Origin of the sequence: Chamaesiphon sp. VAR_48_metabat_403 (genome assembly GCF_031422475.1) — a bacterium.
Lineage (GTDB): Bacteria > Cyanobacteriota > Cyanobacteriia > Cyanobacteriales > Chamaesiphonaceae > Chamaesiphon.
The window spans coordinates 1-17,793 of the sequence record NZ_JANPLS010000340.1; the positions used below are offsets into that span (position 1 = coordinate 1).

The window sequence follows — 17,793 nt, forward strand, 5'->3', positions numbered from 1 at the left end:
ATCTATATTCTTCTGGCGGGAAGGGAGTAGCAGACGATGTTCTCATCTCTCAAATATATTTTAAGTAAGCATCAGCATATATGAGTCGATCGAAAGCACAAAATCAAGCCAAGCTCGAAGAAATATATGGAGTCAATTTTCCAGACTCCCTGTTTTGGCTGCACGAATTTATCGTCTAACAACGAGATTGTGAAGATCCGATCGATCTAGCCGATATTGCTCTTTATCCAAGTGACGTATTAAGTTTACTCTTGAATAACGATCTCGATCTTGTTGAATTTACAGGCGATCTTGATGTCGATCGCACAGAAGTAATCTCAATGTTGAAATTGGGGCAAGAATTATGGTATTGGAACGGTGCAGATCGATCGGCTGAAGCTTTCGAGTTAATGAAAAAAGCTTATGAGTTATTAGATAGACCGGAATTAATTCGCATTCTTGAAGCTCATTTTCGCGATCGCGATCGTTCTAGTGTAGACTTAATTCAGCACTAAGAGACTGTTGTTAGATATTGGGTTCCTGAATTATCCTCGTGCCAATGTCGGCACGATCGTCGCATGAAAGTGGTATCCTGCAATGAAGCCAGAAATAGCCTCAAGTTGGTTCTCGATGCTCCATCACCTCAGTGGCAATTCCGGTTGATGTTCGTCCATACACTCTAAAGCACAAGATCAAAATGACGGTTTCTAGGACTATTTGCCTGGGTTTTGCGGTCGTAATTTCGATCGGCGCACTATTGCTGACAATGCCATTTTCGGGCACCAGTGGCAATTGGAATGACCCTATTGTCGCTTTGTTTACTTCAACTTCCGCAGTCTGCGTTACCGGACACGTCGTTGTCGATACTGCCACCTATTTTTCACGAGTCGGACAGTTCGTCGTGATGATGCTGATTCAGATTGGTGGTTTGGGTTACATGACAGTTACTACTTTTTTACTATTATTACTAGGTCGTCGCTTTGGATTAAAAGACAAAGTTGCCATTCAACAGTCGCTCGATCGTCAGGCACTTCAAGGTAGTAGTCAGGTGCTCAAGTCGATTATTGCGACGACGCTGATTTTTGAGCTAACGGGAGCATTTTTACTGCTACTGGTATTCGTCCCTGATGTAGGATGGCCGAAAGGACTGTGGTTTTCCCTCTTTCATAGCGTTAGTGCGTGGAATAATGCCGGATTTGGCTTATTCTCGGATAACTTAGTCGGCTATCGTGCTTCCTTCTTGGTAAATGCGGTAATTACCGGACTGATTATTTTTGGCGGGATTGGCTATGAGGTAATTTTGGAATTTTACCTGATAATCAGAGAAAAAATGACGCGCCAAATTATGAAAACGTCACGAACGCTCAACTTTCAGGTGGCGGTAAGTACGACGCTCTTTCTACTCATCGGCGGGACGCTGGCAATTTGGGCAATCGAAATTCACAACCCCGCTACACTAGCTCCAATGCCTCTGTCAGAGCAACTTTTGGGAGCCTGGTTTCAGGCAGTCACCAGTCGGACTGCTGGTTTCAATACGATCGATATTTCTAAAATGACAACGGCAGGGTTATTTGTCACCATCGCGCTCATGCTGATTGGTGGTAGCCCTGGCGGAACGGCGGGCGGCATCAAAACCACCACCGCACGCGTACTGGCAAGCTGTACCTATGCCATCCTCCAAGGCAAAGAATCCGTGGTGATCTATCGTCGTCAGGTACCCAATTCGCTGCTACTCAAAGCGATTGCTGTCACCTTTGGCTCGGTGATGACAGTTGTAGTCGCGACAATCGCGATTTCCCTTGCCGAACCAAAGCTAAACTTTATTAATATCCTGTTTGAAGTAGTTTCGGCATTTGCGACAGTTGGACTCTCGACCGGAATTACCGCTGGGTTGACTACATTTAGTAAATTAGTCTTAGTCGCCACCATGTACATCGGGCGAGTCGGCATTTTACTGCTAATTTCCGCACTCATCGGCGACCCTAAAGCCAGTGCCATTCGCTATCCAGAAGAATCCCTGTTAGTTGGATAGGTTTTAGGTTTTAGTGAATAGTGGATAGTGAACTTTGGACGCAAGCATCCTGTTCTCCCCCCGTCCCCCAGTCCCCCAGTCCCCCCGTCCCCCCGTCCCCCCATCCCCCCCTACACTCCCCAAACAAACTATGTCAAATTCAACCGATACGCCTGCTTTCAGCTTTTTTCGCAACAAGAGACCCAATAAAACCAGTCAATTTGCCGTGATTGGATTGGGTAGATTCGGGCGCGCTTTGTGTGAAACGTTGCATAAAGCTGGATATGAAGTCCTCGGTACGGATGTCGATGAAAAAAGAGTATCCGATATTTCTGCGGCTGGACTGGTCGCTCATGCGGTAGTCTTAGATTCTACCGATCCAAACGCACTCAAAGAGGCGGGTATATTTGAGTTCGATACCGTCATTGTCGCGATCGGTAATTATCTGCAAGAGAGTATTATTACAACACTGAATCTCAAAGAAGCTAACGTAGGTCACATAGTTGCTAAAGCCTCTTCTGACGTTCATGCCAAGCTGCTGCAAAAAGTTGGTGCCGATCGAGTAGTATTGCCTGAATATGAGGCAGGTTGCGCCCTCGCCCAGACGCTCACCAGACCCGGAATTTTAGATCGGTTCGATCTCGATCCGCTGCATAGTGTCGTGGAAATGAAGGTGCCAGAATCTTTTCATGGCAGAACTATTTTGGAATTGCGGCTGCGGAGTGACTACGGATTGAATGTACTAGCCGTCGGACAATCTCAAAATTTTGATATCAATCCTAAACCCGATCGCAAGCTCGTTGCAGGCGATATGCTAGTTGTCATCGGTAATACCCAAGATATCGATCGATTGCCACTTTAATTCTTTCCCACTCTAAAAATGCCGATTTGTTAAAATATTTGTAAAGAATCTGGAGTAATTGAGACAATGGCAGAGTGGGTTATCGGTTTAATGAGTAGTTTGGGCTACTGGGGCATTGGACTACTAATGTTTTTAGAAAATTTATTTCCGCCGATTCCCTCTGAGCTAATTATGCCATTAGCCGGATTTACGGTAGCTCAAGGTAAAATGAACTTTGGGATTGCCGTCTTTGCTGGGACTGTGGGCACGATGGCTGGCACCTATGCCTGGTACTATCTAGGAAAGCTGGCAAATTATCAGCGGTTGCAGACTTGGACGGAACGCTATGGCAAATGGATAAGAGTTACTGCTAAAGATGTCGATCGAGTCAATGATTGGTTTAACAAGCATGGCTCGAAGGCGGTTTTTTTTGGTCGGATGGTACCGGGGATTCGCACGTTAATTTCACTACCTGCGGGGATGAATAACATGCCATTTGTCAGTTTTACCATTTACTCGACGATCGGCACTCTGATTTGGACATTTGCGTTAACTCTGGCGGGGTTTTTGCTAGGCGAAAATTATGCTTCGATCGAAGATTACATCGCTCCCGTTTCCAAAGTAGTCTTATTTGGGCTAATCGGATTGCTCGGCTACTTTGTATTCAAAAAAATGCGATCGGCTTAAAGCAAGACAAGTCGCCAACTCATCAGCCACTATTCCCTATTCCCTATTCCCTATCCACCGATCGCAGTCACAGACTAGACTGAGAATGAGTTCTATCTAAAATCTTACTGTGGCTAAAATAACTAAGAATTCGCTTAAAGTCGGCACTCTAGAGTGGTTTTATGGCGAACTGGCACCTGTCGGCGGAGAAAATCCGCAAACGGTAATTTTGCTGCATGGATTACCTGCTCAGAGTTTAACTTGGACGGGATTAATGCCATCCCTAGCCGAGCAGGGCATTAGAACCATCGCACCAGATTGGATTGGGTTTGGGAATTCTAGCAAGCCAGAGAAGCGAGACTTTGCATATACTCCAGATGCCTTTATTACGGCGTTTGCGGAAATGATGGATGGTTTAAGTCTCGATCGAGTTTCGCTAGTCGTCCAGGGCTTTCTAGGTACCGTAGGCATTCAATACGCGCTCCGTTATCCCAATCGAGTTGACAAGTTAGCGATTTTGAATGCACCGCTGACAACTGGAGTCAAATTACCTTGGACGTTAAAACAGTTAAGCTTACCAGTAGCGGGAGAAATGCTGACTCAAGATCCGCTTTCCGTCGAGCGGACGTTAGAAGCTGGCTGTAAATCGGTAATTGAAGATAATTATCTAGAACTCTATCGCAAACCATACCTCAAAAGTTCTGCACCGGGTCGATCTTTACTGGCGACGCTCCGCAATCTGCGCCTGGCGGAATCTTTAGCAGAAATTAGCACGGGACTCCCTAAATTAGATCTCCCGATTCAAATATTATGGGGTATTAACGACCCTTGGCTCGATCTAGCTCCAATCGAAACCTTCACAAAATCTTTAAAACGTGGCGAACTAGTCACTTTACCCACTGCGGCACATTATCCTCAAGAACACTGGTATGCTGAAATTAACGGGTCGCTAATTCCATTTTTACGGCAACAAGGCTAGCAAATATTGTCGTGAGTCAATTGCTAGTATCGCGGCACTTTAGTCCCGAATTGTCTCGATCGAGAACTAAGTACTAACCGGATATGGTACTGTCAATGAGAGTCGATAGTCTATCGCCACTAATCTTACACGTTCATTGCTATGTCTGACCTGCCTTTCACCCTGGATCAGCTACGGATTCTCAAGGCAATTGCCGCAGAGGGAAGTTTTAAACGTGCTGCTGATAGCTTATATGTATCTCAACCTGCGGTCAGTTTACAGGTTCAAAATCTCGAACGTCAATTAGATGTGCCGTTATTCGATCGCGGTGGGAGACGCGCACAACTAACTGAAGCCGGACATTTACTGCTCAGTTATGGCGAAAAAATCATCACTCTCTGTCAAGAAACTTGTCGCGCCATCGAAGATTTGCAAAATCTGCAAGGTGGTACCCTTATTGTCGGCGCGTCTCAGACGACAGGTACTTATCTACTCCCGCGCATGATTGGAGTATTTCGTCAAAAATATCCCGATGTTTCGGTGCAGTTACACGTCCATTCTACTCGGCGGACGGCGTGGAGCGTAGCCAACGGACAAGTAGATTTAGCAATTATTGGCGGTGAGGTTCCCGCCGAATTACAAGAATCTCTAGATATTCTGCCCTATGCTGAAGATGAATTCGCGCTAATTCTACCGACTACGCATAGTTTTGCAGGGTTGAAGAGCATTCCCAAAGAAGATCTCTACAAACTCCAGTTTATTTCATTAGACTCTCAATCGACAATTCGGAAAGTAATCGATCGAGTCTTAACTAGATGCGGCATCGATCCCAATCGTCTGAAAATTGAAATGGAACTAAATTCGATCGAAGCCATTAAAAATGCCGTTCAAGCAGGCTTAGGTGCCGCGTTTGTGTCTTCATCTGCGATCGAACGCGAGATCGAAAATGGTACTCTACATAGAGCATATATCGACGGTGTAACGATCGATCGCATTCTTTCGGTAATCGTTAATCCCAATCGCTATCGTTCTAAAGCTGCCGAAGCTTTCGCACAAGAAATTCTTCCCAATTTTACCTCTTATCCTTGGGATGCAACTAAACTTTTTTCTAAGCGAGTGAAAGCAGAAATTGATATTGAGGAAGAGGCATAGGGATTAGGCTTTAGGTTTTAGCGAAGATCTACCCACCCCACTGGGCGGGTGACCCGACCAGTAGCCCTACGGGCACCCCTCCAGGGCTACCCTGTATACACATCTCTAGTTAGAAGCGAAATTGGTGGGAATCCCCCTAAATCCCCCTTTCCAAGGGGACTTGAAAGCCCCCTTGGAAAGGGGGTTAGGGGATTTTCACCTCAAAACGAAGTCTAGCCGACTTGTCTATACACCGTAGCCTCCAGGGAGGGGATTTTTCTTACTCCTCACTTCTTACTCCTTTACCGAGCGAGATCGAAATCGAGCCAGTGACGACGAGGAGCGCGCCGAATAATCCTAGTGCTGTAATATGTTCGGGGGAGACTAAGTTGGGTGCGATATAAGCCGTTATTTCCATCGACACGATCGTAAAAATTGGAGCTAAAGCCAAGATTGCGCTCACTCGCGAGGCTTCCCAATGTTGAAGCGATTCGGCAAAAGCTCCGTATGCGACAACAGTATTTAACCCACAAAAAATTAACGCCATCCACTCGATCGAATTAAGTTCGATTAATGTTTGTGGTTTTGCCATCGTCCCAAAAACAAGCGTGCAAACACCATAAATTACCCACATAATATGTGTAGATGCTAACTTAGTCAATAATTGCTTTTGAATTAAGGCATAAATCGCCCAACTGACACCAGCAACAATTAACATAATACTCCCACTAATATATCGGTCGCTCTGTGTCGCCATCGTCTTTAACTGTTCGTAAAAGAACCCGATAAATCCAGCTAAAAGAATCCCAACTCCCAGCCACTGATAGCGAGTGTAACGTTCTTTAAAAATTACCAACCCACCCAAACTCAAAAATACGCCTGCTAATTGAATTAAAACTTCCGCATGAGATGGCGAAGTGGCTTTCAATCCCATCACAAAGAAAATATAATTTCCGACTAAACCCAGAATTGCGATCGCAAATAAATAGAGAGGTACAGATCTTAATTGAGACAACTTAGGTAAATTGTTTTGTTTAAACAGATACCCACCCAGTAAAATAAAAGCAGTAATAAATCGGAACCAATTAATTGTATAAACATCTAACTTTTTTAACACAACGGCTAGTGCAACTGGTACCAAACCCCATAAAATTACTGTAATTAAAGATAATCCCAATCCCAACCGCCAGTTTCCCGTCGTCCGATGAAGTTCCATTATTTAGGTATGATTAGTAAAAGGTACAGAGGAAGCCTACTGGTAGCAAGCCTAAATGAGAAACCACTATCTTTCTTTTCCGCTCTCTGCGCCCTCTGTCTTGATTTGTTAAACCGTCGGGGAACCCGACGAGCACAAATCGCTGCGTCTCTGCGGTTAAAAAATAAAAATTTGATAGTACTAGTAATTGAAGAAATCATTTAGGATTGCTATAAATGGATAATAATTTAGAATTAATGGCAATTATCGTCGATCGAATCGATCGATCTTCAGATCGGCAGATTACTTTTGCTGAGTATATGGAATTAGTATTGTATCATCCCCACCAGGGTTATTATGCCACCAGTGCCCAACGCATTAGCGAACGCGGTGACTTTTTAACATCGCCCCATTTAGCAGCTGATTTTGGGGAAATGTTAGCAATTCAACTATATCAAATTTGGCAAATTTTGGACGCACCTCAAACCTTTCAGATTGTAGAAATGGGTGCTGGAACGGGATTATTAGCAAGCCAAATTCTTGAGTATTCGCGTAAAATATATCCCAACTTTTTTCAATCGATCGAATATGTAATTATCGAAGTCGCTCCGGCAATGCAAATCGCCCAACAACAGCAACTAAAAGATTTACCCGTGCGCTGGTGTAATTGGACAGAAATACCCGATCGATCGATCGTTGGTTGCTTTTTATCAAACGAACTGATCGATGCTTTTCCAGTACATCAAGTCGTTGTAAAAGAAGATCGACTTCAAGAGGTTTATGTTATTTGCGATCGAGATAATCACCAGCTTTCAGAAAAGATCGATAAAATATCTACAGAGAAGCTGCATGAATACTGGCAACTGAATCAAATTAACTTACTTAATGGCAAATATCCAGATGGATATCGCACCGAAGTAAATTTAGCAGCCTTAGCATGGCAAGAACAGGTTTTTAAAAAGTTACAGCGCGGCTATATTATCTCGATCGATTATGGCTATACAGCCGATCGCTATTACAACCCAATGCGATCGCAAGGTACATTACAATGTTACTATCGACACGCCTATCATAACGACCCATACATCAATATCGGCAACCAAGATATCACCGCACATGTCGATTTTACAGCCCTTCAAAAGCAAGGTGAATTATTAGGCTTAAAAACAGTCGGATTCATCCAACAAGGGCTGTTTCTAATGGCATTAGGTTTAGGCGATCGGATTGCGGCAATTTCTAGTAATGAGGATCGGGATGTTCGATCGCTACTGCGCCGCCGTCAAAACCTCCATCAATTAATCGATCCGATGGGATTGGGCAAGTTTGGAATATTAATTCAAAGTTATGGTTTAATCGATCGAGAACATGCGGTGCTACTAACAGGTTTATTGCTCTAACATATTAAGCAAAAAGCAATCCTAGGGTGAAAAAGTTATCGATTGAGTCAATATTTATAAATCTTTTAGAAGTGGGGCAAAATCTCTGCTTGCATGAATAATGCGGAGAATTTCGACAATATCGTCATCATAACGATAAAAGATGAGATATTTTTTGAAGCCTTGGACAGCCCATTTGCGAATGTTGACAAGATCCTCTTCTTCACTTTCATAAAGATTGCCCATTCCAGGCATTCGCGCCAAGGCTGCAAACGTTTTACGTGCGGCATCGAAAAACTCGAAAGCACGATCTCTGTTATTTTGAGCCAGATAATCAAAATGCTCTTGAATGTCGAGAGTGGCATCCTCGTAGACTAAAATGCGTCGATTCATATTTGAGGCGGAAGTCGATCTTTGAGATCTTGACGTTGCTGTTCCCACCACTCATCGGTAGCTTCGACGGTGCGATCTTTTTGGAGTGTAGATCTCAGCATCGCATTAACTTTCTGCTTGGCTTGACGCTCTTGCTCTCGTTCGATTAAAGCTGTGAGAAATTCATCCGCAGTACCATAGTGACCGCTAGATATCTGTCGATCTATATAGGCTTTAGCTGCTTCTGGTAAAGCGATGGTAAGGTAAGTCATCGGGCTGTTTAAGTTCGTTGGCGTAGCCTCTGGTTTAGAGCATCGAGACTAATTGAATTATAACTTACGAATAGCTAGAATACTCGGTCATTCAGTACCCACCTATAGCAGTCCTATTTTATTTGTGAGAATATCTTTCTCTCTTTCTTTCTTCTCTGTGCCCTCTGCGCCTCTGCGGTTCAAAATATCTAGATCTCAATTCTCACAAATAAAATAGGATTGCTGTATGTGTGGGAATGGTGAGCAAAAATTATCGGATCGAGACATAGATCTATAATTTGCCCACCCCTAAAACATCAGATGTGAGTAAGACTAGTCAGCAGTCTTCGCCGTTGGTTGTAGCAAGCTGACCAAATGACCATCAGGAGTGCGGATGGCGGCAACCTTGCCAAAAGATGGTTCGCGGACGCGACCTTCGAGGCTTGCGCCTAATTGCTCTAAGGTCGCGATCGCACTTTGAATATCATCGACGTGAAAGCTTAAAATTGGTGAAGAGCCACTATCGGCATTCGACTCGGCTGCATGTAGCGCGATCGTCGTACCATTGGCATCTAACTCAGCCCAGCCGGGGCTAGACATTTTGACTGGCAGCCCCAACCCTTCGCTGTAAAACTTCAGCGATGTGGGGATACTTTTGACCATCAACATAATGTGCTTAAATTCAGCCGCCATAACTTTTTATTTGGTGTGGGTTTATGCTCAGTATAAATGCTCTATGTCAAGATTTGTATCAATAAGTTGAGAAAACTCCCAGGAGTTCGTCCTTAAATAGCGAACAAATGTAAAGTTTTTCTTTGCAAATTGTGTCGGATAAAGTCAGAAAGCACCACCTGTTATAGATTTTCTGCTAGAAATAAATGAAGAGCAAAAACTGAGTAGATAATCCGCAGTTAACGTTACAAATGTAAACACTGCTGTTTAACTCACCATCATCTCTACAGCTCGTCCTAGCTACTTGCCCGAAACTTCACCCGATCTTTATCCTGTAGGAGCAACACCGCATGTTCACCAACGTCAAGTCCACCATTAGACATATAACTCCCGACGATGTGCGGGGCAGACAGTTATTAAAGGTGGTCTATGTCGTCTTAGAGCCACAGTACCAGAGTGCCATCTCGGCTGCTGTGAATGCCATTAACGACCACAACCCTAAAGTCGCGATCGAAATTAGTGGCTATCTCTTAGAAGAACTCCGCGATCCTGAGAATTATGCTGGATTGCAGCGCGAGATTCAGACTGCAAATATCTTCATCGCTTCACTGATTTTTATTGAAGATTTAGCCGAAAAAGTCGTCGCTGCTGTCGCTCCCTATCGGGATAATTTAGATGTCGCGGTAGTGTTTCCGTCGATGCCTGCGGTGATGCGGTTGAGCAAAATGGGTAGCTTCTCGCTAGCGCAATTGGGTCAATCTAAAAGTGCGATCGGCGAGTTCATGAAGAAGCGCAAAGCTAATGCTGGCGCGGGTAGCTTCCAAGATGGAATGCTCAAGTTATTGAATACTTTACCGAATATTCTCAAGTACTTGCCAATGGAAAAAGCGCAAGATGCGCGCAACTTTATGTTGAGTTTTCAGTATTGGTTGGGCGGTACGCCTGAGAACCTAGAAAACTTCTTGTTGATGTTGGCCGATCGATATGTCTTAAAAGAAGATGATACGCTCAATTCGGCAACTTCCACAGGCGAAATCAAATATCAAGACCCCGTCACTTTCCCCGATATGGGCATTTGGCACCCAATGGCTCCCCAGATGTTTGAGGACATTAAAGAATATCTGAATTGGTACAATAGCCGCCGCGATATTTCTGACGACCATAAAGATCCGCTGGCTCCCTGTATCGGGTTGGTGTTGCAGCGCACGCACATCGTCACGGGAGATGCGGCGCATTATGTAGCCATGCTTCAAGAATTTGAAGCGATGGGCGCACGGGTGATCCCGATGTTTGCCAGCGGTCTAGATTTCTCCAAGCCTCTGGAAGCCTTCTTCTTCGACCCGATCGACAAAAACAACGCGATCGTCGATGCAGTAGTATCCCTGACTGGATTTGCCCTCGTTGGTGGCCCAGCGCGACAGGATCACCCCAAGGCAATTGACGTACTAAAACGGTTGAATCGTCCCTACATGGTAGCGTTACCTTTGGTGTTCCAAACTACCGAAGAGTGGGAAGAGAGCGATTTAGGCTTACACCCAATTCAGGTCGCGTTACAGATTGCCATCCCTGAGTTAGATGGAGCGATCGAGCCTATCATTCTATCAGGTCGCGATGGATCGACCGGACGCGCAATCGCATTGCAAGATCGGATTGAAGCAATTGCCGGACGCGCGATGAAGTGGGCAAACCTTCGCCGCAAGCCAAAAATTACCAAGAAGGTCGCAATTACCGTCTTCAGTTTCCCCCCGGATAAAGGCAACGTCGGTACGGCGGCATATTTAGACGTATTTGGCTCGATTTATGAAGTCCTCAAATCCATGCGGGATAATGGCTACGATGTCCGAGACATCCCCGCATCGCCGAAGGCACTGCTCGAAGAAGTGATTCACGACGCACAAGCACAATATAATAGCCCCGAATTGAATGTGGCTTACCGGATGTCGGTACCCGAATATGAAGCACTCACGCCCTATTCTGAGAAACTTCACGAAAGCTGGGGGCCACCACCAGGTAATCTCAATAGCGACGGTCAAAATCTGGTTATTTACGGCAAACATTTCGGCAATATCTTCATCGGTGTCCAGCCTACCTTCGGTTATGAAGGCGACCCAATGCGGTTGTTATTCTCTCGTTCTGCCAGCCCCCACCACGGTTTTGCGGCTTACTACACTTACCTCGAAAAAGTCTGGGAAGCCGATGCCGTCCTCCACTTCGGTACCCACGGTTCGCTGGAATTTATGCCTGGAAAACAAATGGGGATGTCGAACGACTGCTTCCCCGATAGTTTGATCGGCAATATTCCCAACCTTTACTACTACGCGGCGAACAATCCTAGCGAAGCGACGATTGCCAAACGCCGTTCCTACGCCGAAACTATTTCCTACCTGACTCCCCCAGCGGAAAACGCTGGACTATATCGCGGTTTGCAAGAATTGGGCGAACTCGTCGGCTCTTATCAGTCCCTCCGCGATAGCGGACGCGGCGTGCAAATCGTCAACACGATTATGGACAAAGCGCGGATTTGCAACCTCGATAAAGATGTCGAACTACCAGATATGGATGCAGGAACGATGGAAATCGAGCAACGCGATAATATCGTCGGTGCTGTCTATCGTCGCCTGATGGAAATCGAATCGCGCTTACTCCCCTGCGGCTTACACGTAGTCGGTAAACCACCCACAGCCGAAGAAGCCATCGCCACGCTAGTAAATATAGCATCACTCGATCGTGAAGAAGAAGGCATTAAAGGATTACCCCGCATCATCGCTGAAAGTATCGGACGTAATTTAGAGCAAATCTATCAGAGTAACGATCGCGGTATCCTCGAAGATGTCCAACTATTGCAAGATATGACCCTCGCCGTCCGCGAAGCTGTCGCTGCAATGGTTAAATCCCAAATCAACGAAGAAGGACGCGTCTCCTTCATGGCGAAGTTGAACATATTCAACAAGGGTAAAAAAGCAGCCTGGGTAGAATCCCTCCACGCCTCCGGTTACAAAAATGTTAACCTCGAAGAAATCAAAACCCAATTCGACTACCTGGAATTCTGCCTCACCCAAGTCTGCGCCGACAACGAACTCGGCGCACTCCTTCAAGGATTAGGCGGTGAATACATCCTCCCAGGGCCAGGAGGCGACCCGATTCGCAACCCCGATGTCTTACCCACAGGTAAGAACATGCACGCCCTAGATCCTCAATCCATCCCCACCGAAGCCGCAGTTAAATCTGCGAAGGTTGTGGTGGATCGACTGCTCGATCGCCAAATGCGGGAAAATAATGGTAAATATCCCGAAACGATCGCTTGCGTCCTCTGGGGTACAGACAACATCAAAACCTACGGTGAATCCCTCGCCCAAATCATGTGGATGGTCGGTGTCAAACCCGTCCCCGACGCATTAGGACGAGTTAACAAACTGATTCTCCTCCCGCTCGAAGAACTCGGTCGTCCCCGCATCGATGTCGTCATCAACTGTTCCGGTGTCTTCCGCGACCTATTCATCAACCAGATGAATCTGCTCGACCAAGCCGTGAAAATGGCCGCCGAAGCCGATGAACCCCTCGAAATGAACTTCATCCGCAAACACGCATTAGTTCAAGCCGAAGAAATGGGAATCAACCTGCGTCAAGCCGCCACCCGCGTCTTCTCCAACGCATCCGGTTCCTATAGTTCTAACGTCAACCTCGCCATTGAAAATAGCACCTGGGATAACGAAGCCGAACTTCAGGAAATGTACCTCGGACGCAAATCCTTCGCCTTCAACTCCGATAATCCTGGTGTGATGGATAACGCTCGCGAGATCTTTGAAACCACCCTCAAAACCGCCGAAGTCACCTTCCAAAACCTCGATTCCTCAGAAATCAGTCTGACCGACGTATCCCACTACTACGACTCAGACCCTACCAAAATCGTCGCCAAACTGCGGGATGATGGCAAAATGCCCTCTTCCTTCATCGCCGACACCACGACAGCCAACGCTCAAGTTCGCAGCCTCTCCGAGACTGTCCGCTTAGATGCCCGCACCAAGTTACTCAACCCCAAATGGTATGAGGGAATGCTCTCCCACGGCTATGAAGGCGTGCGCGAACTCTCGAAACGATTGGTCAATACCAGCGGTTGGAGTGCCACAGCCGGAGCGGTGGATAATTGGGTGTATGAGGAAACCAATGACACATTCATCAAGGATAAGGACATGTGTAAACGGTTGATGGATCTCAATCCCAATTCGTTCCGTAAGATTGTTTCAACGCTGCTTGAAGTTAATGGACGCGGTTATTGGGAGACTAGCGAGGAGAATTTGGATATGTTGCGCGACCTCTATCAGGAGGTGGAAGACCGGATTGAGGGTGTTGAGTAAGAATTACTCTATCCTATAGATTAACCCCTGTAGCTCATACCTACAGGGGTTTTAAACTTACATTCCGCTAGTCCAAAATAGACCTATTATCCCTGCTTGAATTTAAACAGTAGAAACTGCGTAATTTGACGATTGGTAAAATTATTATCGCTGACTAATAACAGTGTTTGACTACCATCGGGGAGTCGCGAACCCAGTGTCATGCCTTCAAGATTATCAATGTAAATATCCAATGTCTTGAGATCGAAAGCTAATTCTTTTTTAATGGCTTGAATGTTGGTGCTGCCTTTAAAGCTGGCAATTTTAGTAGTATCAGTGGCACCTGCCATACTAGTCTGAAATAGTTTCACGCGGAAACCCGTCAAGCCAAAAGAACGTTCGAGTGTGAGAAAATGACCGCTAGTATCGATCGATTGAATTTCGGACAATCCATGCTCGACTGCTCCTAATGGGGGTGAATCGAGCTGATAGAGGTGTTCGCTGACGAATTCTGCTCTGTCGCTAATTAGATAATGCAACCACCGATTTTTAGCACCGGGAATCTTGCCATTTTCACCTACTTTTGAGACTTCTTTATCTTGCATGAGGGCAGATTCAGTCGCCGCAAATAGTCGCAACGGTTCTCCACTTGCTGGGAGGGTGCCCGTGGGGCTGAGGGTGATGCCTTCAAAAGCTAGGTTATTTTGAATGCCGCGCTTGCCTTCTGTATCGGGCAGATAACGTTGGGGTATCGGTAAAGCTTGTTTGACTTTGCCCGTTTTTAAGTCGAATTCGCTAATAAACGGCGGAATATTTTTACCCCGATCTCCTTCGCTAGAGATAATTACCGAAGATTGCGGTGTCAGAGCGATGGCTTCGGTGTCGGTTGTCCCTTTGGCATAAGTTTCCCCACTAGCATTTTTGAGTAGCGTCACATCTAAGATATCGACTTTATTAAATTTGACTCGATCGGGATTTTTAGTATCTAAATCGAGTTTGAGCGTGTAAAATCTAGCTGGGGAGAGATCGCCACGATCGTCGGAAACTGCATAAAATCGGTTACGCTGTCGATCGTACGTCAACCCCGATAAACCGCCCACGGTGGTTTTCTTGAATTGTAAGTTGTCGGGGACTTGATATTCGCCGATATATTCGATCGAGAGTTTATTAAAAACCCGACTACTCGCTTCACTGGGCAAATCTGCACCGCAGGAAGTCAGAAAAATCGCAATTCCTACCAAACATAATAACGCCCCGAATGAAACTGTCCCAGCTAAGATCCAACTACCGATTTTTTTGCGGTGGGGATCGGGAATTGGATTTGAATTCATTACTATTTTCGCCACGATATACATTTTGACAGATCGGCTCTACAGGTCGATTCTTTTTTGCCAGCGGCTCCGCCAACGATTATGACTGACAATAAATTATGACATCGGCACTAGCCGATCGGTGCCAAAGATCGAATCTTCACAACTTCGATTTCAGCACTCTGGATGGCTGTGTTGGTTAGAATGGCTGTAGCAATTCCTTTTTGTAAAATACCCATGTCTTCTACTCTAACCGTTCCGGATCAGGTAAAATTCGACGAAGCCATCGAACTGACACAAACATTTTTGATGCAGCTTAAAAAAAATGAGTTAATATCTAGCCAAATTCAAGATTTTGTAGCTGCACTGGTGCAGACAGCTAATGGTGCGAGGGGCTTTTTTGTCACATATCTCACAGGCGCAGATCCAATTTGCGACGAACCTCGATCGGAAATTATTGCCGCTCTACAAGCAAATCCCGATATCGCCGCCGATTTACTCGTTAAAAATATTGCCATGTCTACCGCCCAAAAACTCTACCATCAGCGGCGTAACGATAGCGACATGATGGCAGCTTCAGCGACTGTCGCCACCCGCACGACTAATATTATCCACCAATTAAATCTCCCGCAGATTCAAGAAATGTGTCGGGATTTAGTCGCGACAATTCAGACGGGAACTGGCACTTACAGTGAATTTTTGTCTCGCTGGGGTTATGATGAAGAACAGAAAAATGCGATCGCTCAAGTAGTTTCCGAATTAGGTGTTTAGATCGCTAGATCTAACCTAAGTTGCTACCTTAGAACGCCTACGATTTGTCTTGTCTCGCTAAACCGTCGGGGAACCCGACGAGCGCGAGCCGCAAATCGTGGCTAATGATGCAAAGCCCGCCTACGCGGACTGAATATCTTAGTCCGCGTAGGCGGACTTTGCACTATGAGCAGCGGTTTCTAACCGCTGAGGTTTTAGGCAGCAAACTAAACAACAAAAGAGGTCATCGCTGACCTCTTGTATTGGCTGTAGTAGAGCGATCTAAATATTCATAACATCTAAATTATGTTAAATTTAGACAATAGACGGCGATCGTCAGACGATGTATCTACTTAGCGCGATCGCTTATAAATTTGGCTATTTTAAGTATTACTTAAAGTAAGCCAGTATTGGCACCTTGTTTGCCAGTAGCTAATTCTACTTTAATAATTTTACCGCCCATTTTCATAATTCGTTGTTGTTCGCGGAACCAACTATCGTAAGGGACTAATTTAGTGAAAAAAGTATTTTGCAGTTCGCGCTGAGTCCGAATCCGAGATTGACTGGGAACGCAGGCGGTAACTTTGAACATCCGCATAATAACTGTACTCCGATTCTTATATTTTGGATAAAGTATACTAACTCGCACGCATTGGGGTTGATTACCCGCATCGATAGCAAAGTTTTAGTGCTTAAAAACGTCAAAGTCTGAGAGTCAAATGCCAATCTTAGGTCGTCAAAACTCATCTCATTTAGTATGGATAAGCTGTTGAAGATCTAACATTTACATCGGACTTCTCAGACTAGATTGCTTCATCTGCATTATCTACAGGTTATTTAACCCGTTGACTAGCTCAAGCCAGAACAGATGTAGTCTAAGTAAACGCCCATTTCTTTACCAGCATCAGCACCTACTAAACTAGCAGTTACTTCTTTGATGGCTTGGATGGCTTGAACGGTAGCAGCTACAGGTACTCCTAAGGAGTTGTAAGTTTCTTTCAAACCGTTAAGTACGCGCTCGTCCAAGATGGAAGGGTCGCCAGCTAGCATTGCATAGGTAGCATAACGGAGGTAGTAGTCCAAGTCGCGGATGCAAGCAGCATAACGACGAGTGGTGTACATGTTACCACCGGGACGAGTGATGTCCGAGTATAACAAGGATTTTGCTACTGCTTCTTTAACGATGGTTGCTGCGTTAGCAGAAATCGTACCAGCCGCACGAACGCGAAGTTCGCCAGTACCGAAGTAGGCTTTAAGTTTATCTAAAGCGGAGGAGTCCAAGTATTTACCTTGAACGTCAGATGAATTGATGACAGAAGTAATTGCGTCTTGCATTATCCTAAATTCCTTATCTAGTCTCTAGTTGCTGATGTTCCGAAAATATAACCGATCGATCGCTGTTAAACTAGTCTCGAACTAGCTCATCGCACCGATGAGGTAGTCGAAGTAAGCACCAGCTTCAGCAGCGTCTTCGCCAGACATCATCGAAGCAGCAGCATCTTTCATCGCCCGAACGCCACCAGCAACGGCATCGATAGGAGTACCTAAAGATCTGTACATTTCGCGTACGCCAACTACACCGATTTCTTCGATCGGGGTAACATCACCAGCAACTACACCGTAGGTGATGAGGCGGAGATAGTAGTCTAAGTCGCGCAAGCAAGTTGCAGTCATTTCTTCGCCGTAAGCGTTACCGCCGGGCGAAACCACGTCGGGGCGTTGTTGGAACAATTTGTCGCCAGCACCTTTAACTAGACGCTCGCGAGAGTCAGTTAATGTTTGAGCGATGCGGAGGCGGCGTTCGCCAGAAGTGACGAAGTTTTTGATCCGGTCTAATTCGCCTGGACTCAGGTAGCGAGCTTCAGCATCTGCGTTGACGATCGCTTTGGTGACGATACTCATTATGGGTTTACTCCAAAATAATTTTTAACCAGACTTGACATCGAT

The 17,793-nt window shown here is 45.6% G+C and carries 17 protein-coding genes; 9 read left to right on the forward strand and 8 right to left on the reverse strand.

Translation table 11 applies throughout. From position 1 onward, the window contains the following. Positions 1 to 251: 251 nt before the first annotated feature. The 6 genes from RMO79_RS16365 (at position 252) to RMO79_RS16390 (ending at position 5,607) form a co-directional block, all read left to right on the forward strand. Positions 252 to 494, forward strand: coding sequence for a hypothetical protein (locus RMO79_RS16365; protein WP_310484250.1), 243 nt, complete (start codon positions 252 to 254; stop codon positions 492 to 494). Positions 495 to 676: 182 nt separating this feature from the next. Beyond that, complete coding sequence (locus RMO79_RS16370) at positions 677 to 2,011, forward strand: TrkH family potassium uptake protein (protein ID WP_310484251.1); 1,335 nt, start codon at positions 677 to 679, stop codon at positions 2,009 to 2,011. Positions 2,012 to 2,141: 130 nt separating this feature from the next. Beyond that, positions 2,142 to 2,852 carry a TrkA family potassium uptake protein gene (locus tag RMO79_RS16375; RefSeq protein WP_310484252.1) on the forward strand — a complete coding sequence of 237 codons (711 nt, stop codon included), beginning with the start codon at positions 2,142 to 2,144 and terminating at the stop codon, positions 2,850 to 2,852. 66 nt (positions 2,853 to 2,918) lie between these two features. Further along, positions 2,919 to 3,518: a DedA family protein gene (locus RMO79_RS16380; protein WP_310484253.1), complete on the forward strand. Its 600-nt coding sequence runs from the start codon at positions 2,919 to 2,921 to the stop codon at positions 3,516 to 3,518. A gap of 109 nt (positions 3,519 to 3,627) precedes the next feature. Further along, positions 3,628 to 4,476, forward strand: a complete 849-nt coding sequence (locus tag RMO79_RS16385; protein WP_310484254.1) for an alpha/beta fold hydrolase — start codon at positions 3,628 to 3,630, stop codon at positions 4,474 to 4,476. 141 nt (positions 4,477 to 4,617) lie between these two features. Continuing rightward, complete coding sequence (locus RMO79_RS16390; protein ID WP_310484255.1) at positions 4,618 to 5,607, forward strand: LysR family transcriptional regulator; 990 nt, start codon at positions 4,618 to 4,620, stop codon at positions 5,605 to 5,607. 259 nt (positions 5,608 to 5,866) lie between these two features. Here RMO79_RS16390 and RMO79_RS16395 read toward each other — a convergent pair whose 3' ends face one another. Next, positions 5,867 to 6,802 carry a DMT family transporter gene (locus RMO79_RS16395; RefSeq protein ID WP_310484256.1) on the reverse strand — a complete coding sequence of 312 codons (936 nt, stop codon included), beginning with the start codon at positions 6,800 to 6,802 and terminating at the stop codon, positions 5,867 to 5,869. Positions 6,803 to 7,017: 215 nt separating this feature from the next. On the opposite strand from RMO79_RS16395, the gene RMO79_RS16400 reads away from it, so the two are divergent. Further along, entirely contained in the window at positions 7,018 to 8,178 is a 1,161-nt protein-coding gene (locus RMO79_RS16400) for a class I SAM-dependent methyltransferase (protein WP_310484258.1), read from the forward strand. Between the two features lie 54 nt (positions 8,179 to 8,232). Here RMO79_RS16400 and RMO79_RS16405 read toward each other — a convergent pair whose 3' ends face one another. From RMO79_RS16405 to RMO79_RS16415, 3 genes are all read right to left on the reverse strand, one after another. Continuing rightward, a complete protein-coding gene (locus RMO79_RS16405) occupies positions 8,233 to 8,550 on the reverse strand; it encodes a type II toxin-antitoxin system RelE/ParE family toxin (RefSeq protein WP_310484259.1) in 318 nt (105 codons plus the stop codon). Continuing rightward, positions 8,547 to 8,801, reverse strand: a complete 255-nt coding sequence (locus RMO79_RS16410; protein WP_310484261.1) for a type II toxin-antitoxin system ParD family antitoxin — start codon at positions 8,799 to 8,801, stop codon at positions 8,547 to 8,549. The genes RMO79_RS16405 and RMO79_RS16410 overlap by 4 nt, the downstream gene beginning before the upstream one ends. A gap of 312 nt (positions 8,802 to 9,113) precedes the next feature. Beyond that, the gene (locus RMO79_RS16415) at positions 9,114 to 9,473 is read right to left on the reverse strand and encodes a VOC family protein (protein ID WP_310484263.1); all 360 of its coding nucleotides are present in this window, start codon (positions 9,471 to 9,473) and stop codon (positions 9,114 to 9,116) included. A gap of 329 nt (positions 9,474 to 9,802) precedes the next feature. Between RMO79_RS16415 and RMO79_RS16420 the strand changes: the two genes are divergently transcribed. Beyond that, positions 9,803 to 13,807, forward strand: coding sequence for a magnesium chelatase subunit H (locus RMO79_RS16420; RefSeq protein ID WP_310484265.1), 4,005 nt, complete (start codon positions 9,803 to 9,805; stop codon positions 13,805 to 13,807). An 86-nt stretch (positions 13,808 to 13,893) separates the two neighbouring features. Here the strand turns inward: RMO79_RS16420 and RMO79_RS16425 are convergent, their stop codons facing one another. Next, positions 13,894 to 15,117: an esterase-like activity of phytase family protein gene (locus RMO79_RS16425; protein WP_310484267.1), complete on the reverse strand. Its 1,224-nt coding sequence runs from the start codon at positions 15,115 to 15,117 to the stop codon at positions 13,894 to 13,896. A gap of 216 nt (positions 15,118 to 15,333) precedes the next feature. Between RMO79_RS16425 and RMO79_RS16430 the strand changes: the two genes are divergently transcribed. Next, on the forward strand, positions 15,334 to 15,867 hold the full coding sequence (locus tag RMO79_RS16430) for a hypothetical protein (protein WP_310484268.1): 534 nt from the start codon (positions 15,334 to 15,336) through the stop codon (positions 15,865 to 15,867). A 373-nt stretch (positions 15,868 to 16,240) separates the two neighbouring features. Here the strand turns inward: RMO79_RS16430 and RMO79_RS16435 are convergent, their stop codons facing one another. The 3 genes from RMO79_RS16435 to apcA all read right to left on the reverse strand — a co-directional run bounded on the left by RMO79_RS16435 (position 16,241) and on the right by apcA (position 17,748). Next, positions 16,241 to 16,444 (reverse strand): phycobilisome linker polypeptide, encoded by a 204-nt coding sequence (locus tag RMO79_RS16435; protein WP_295621508.1) that lies wholly within the window; start codon positions 16,442 to 16,444, stop codon positions 16,241 to 16,243. Positions 16,445 to 16,695: 251 nt separating this feature from the next. Further along, a complete protein-coding gene (apcB, locus tag RMO79_RS16440; RefSeq protein ID WP_295621510.1) occupies positions 16,696 to 17,181 on the reverse strand; it encodes an allophycocyanin subunit beta in 486 nt (161 codons plus the stop codon). 81 nt (positions 17,182 to 17,262) lie between these two features. Continuing rightward, positions 17,263 to 17,748, reverse strand: coding sequence for an allophycocyanin subunit alpha (gene apcA / locus RMO79_RS16445; RefSeq protein ID WP_295621512.1), 486 nt, complete (start codon positions 17,746 to 17,748; stop codon positions 17,263 to 17,265). Positions 17,749 to 17,793: the final 45 nt, after the last annotated feature.

What these genes read in the sequence shown, in the direction of transcription:
- RMO79_RS16370 (WP_310484251.1), top strand. Translation starts at nt 677, where the DNA reads ATGACGGTTTCTAGGACTATTTGCCTGGGTTTTGCGGTCGTAATTTCG.
- RMO79_RS16375 (WP_310484252.1), top strand. Translation starts at nt 2,142, where the DNA reads ATGTCAAATTCAACCGATACGCCTGCTTTCAGCTTTTTTCGCAACAAG.
- RMO79_RS16380 (WP_310484253.1), top strand. Translation starts at nt 2,919, where the DNA reads ATGGCAGAGTGGGTTATCGGTTTAATGAGTAGTTTGGGCTACTGGGGC.
- RMO79_RS16390 (WP_310484255.1), top strand. Translation starts at nt 4,618, where the DNA reads ATGTCTGACCTGCCTTTCACCCTGGATCAGCTACGGATTCTCAAGGCA.
- RMO79_RS16395 (WP_310484256.1), bottom strand. Translation starts at nt 6,802, where the DNA reads ATGGAACTTCATCGGACGACGGGAAACTGGCGGTTGGGATTGGGATTA.
- RMO79_RS16400 (WP_310484258.1), top strand. Translation starts at nt 7,018, where the DNA reads ATGGATAATAATTTAGAATTAATGGCAATTATCGTCGATCGAATCGAT.
- RMO79_RS16405 (WP_310484259.1), bottom strand. Translation starts at nt 8,550, where the DNA reads ATGAATCGACGCATTTTAGTCTACGAGGATGCCACTCTCGACATTCAA.
- RMO79_RS16410 (WP_310484261.1), bottom strand. Translation starts at nt 8,801, where the DNA reads ATGACTTACCTTACCATCGCTTTACCAGAAGCAGCTAAAGCCTATATA.
- RMO79_RS16415 (WP_310484263.1), bottom strand. Translation starts at nt 9,473, where the DNA reads ATGGCGGCTGAATTTAAGCACATTATGTTGATGGTCAAAAGTATCCCC.
- RMO79_RS16420 (WP_310484265.1), top strand. Translation starts at nt 9,803, where the DNA reads ATGTTCACCAACGTCAAGTCCACCATTAGACATATAACTCCCGACGAT.
- RMO79_RS16425 (WP_310484267.1), bottom strand. Translation starts at nt 15,117, where the DNA reads ATGAATTCAAATCCAATTCCCGATCCCCACCGCAAAAAAATCGGTAGT.
- RMO79_RS16430 (WP_310484268.1), top strand. Translation starts at nt 15,334, where the DNA reads ATGTCTTCTACTCTAACCGTTCCGGATCAGGTAAAATTCGACGAAGCC.
- RMO79_RS16435 (WP_295621508.1), bottom strand. Translation starts at nt 16,444, where the DNA reads ATGCGGATGTTCAAAGTTACCGCCTGCGTTCCCAGTCAATCTCGGATT.
- apcB (WP_295621510.1), bottom strand. Translation starts at nt 17,181, where the DNA reads ATGCAAGACGCAATTACTTCTGTCATCAATTCATCTGACGTTCAAGGT.
- apcA (WP_295621512.1), bottom strand. Translation starts at nt 17,748, where the DNA reads ATGAGTATCGTCACCAAAGCGATCGTCAACGCAGATGCTGAAGCTCGC.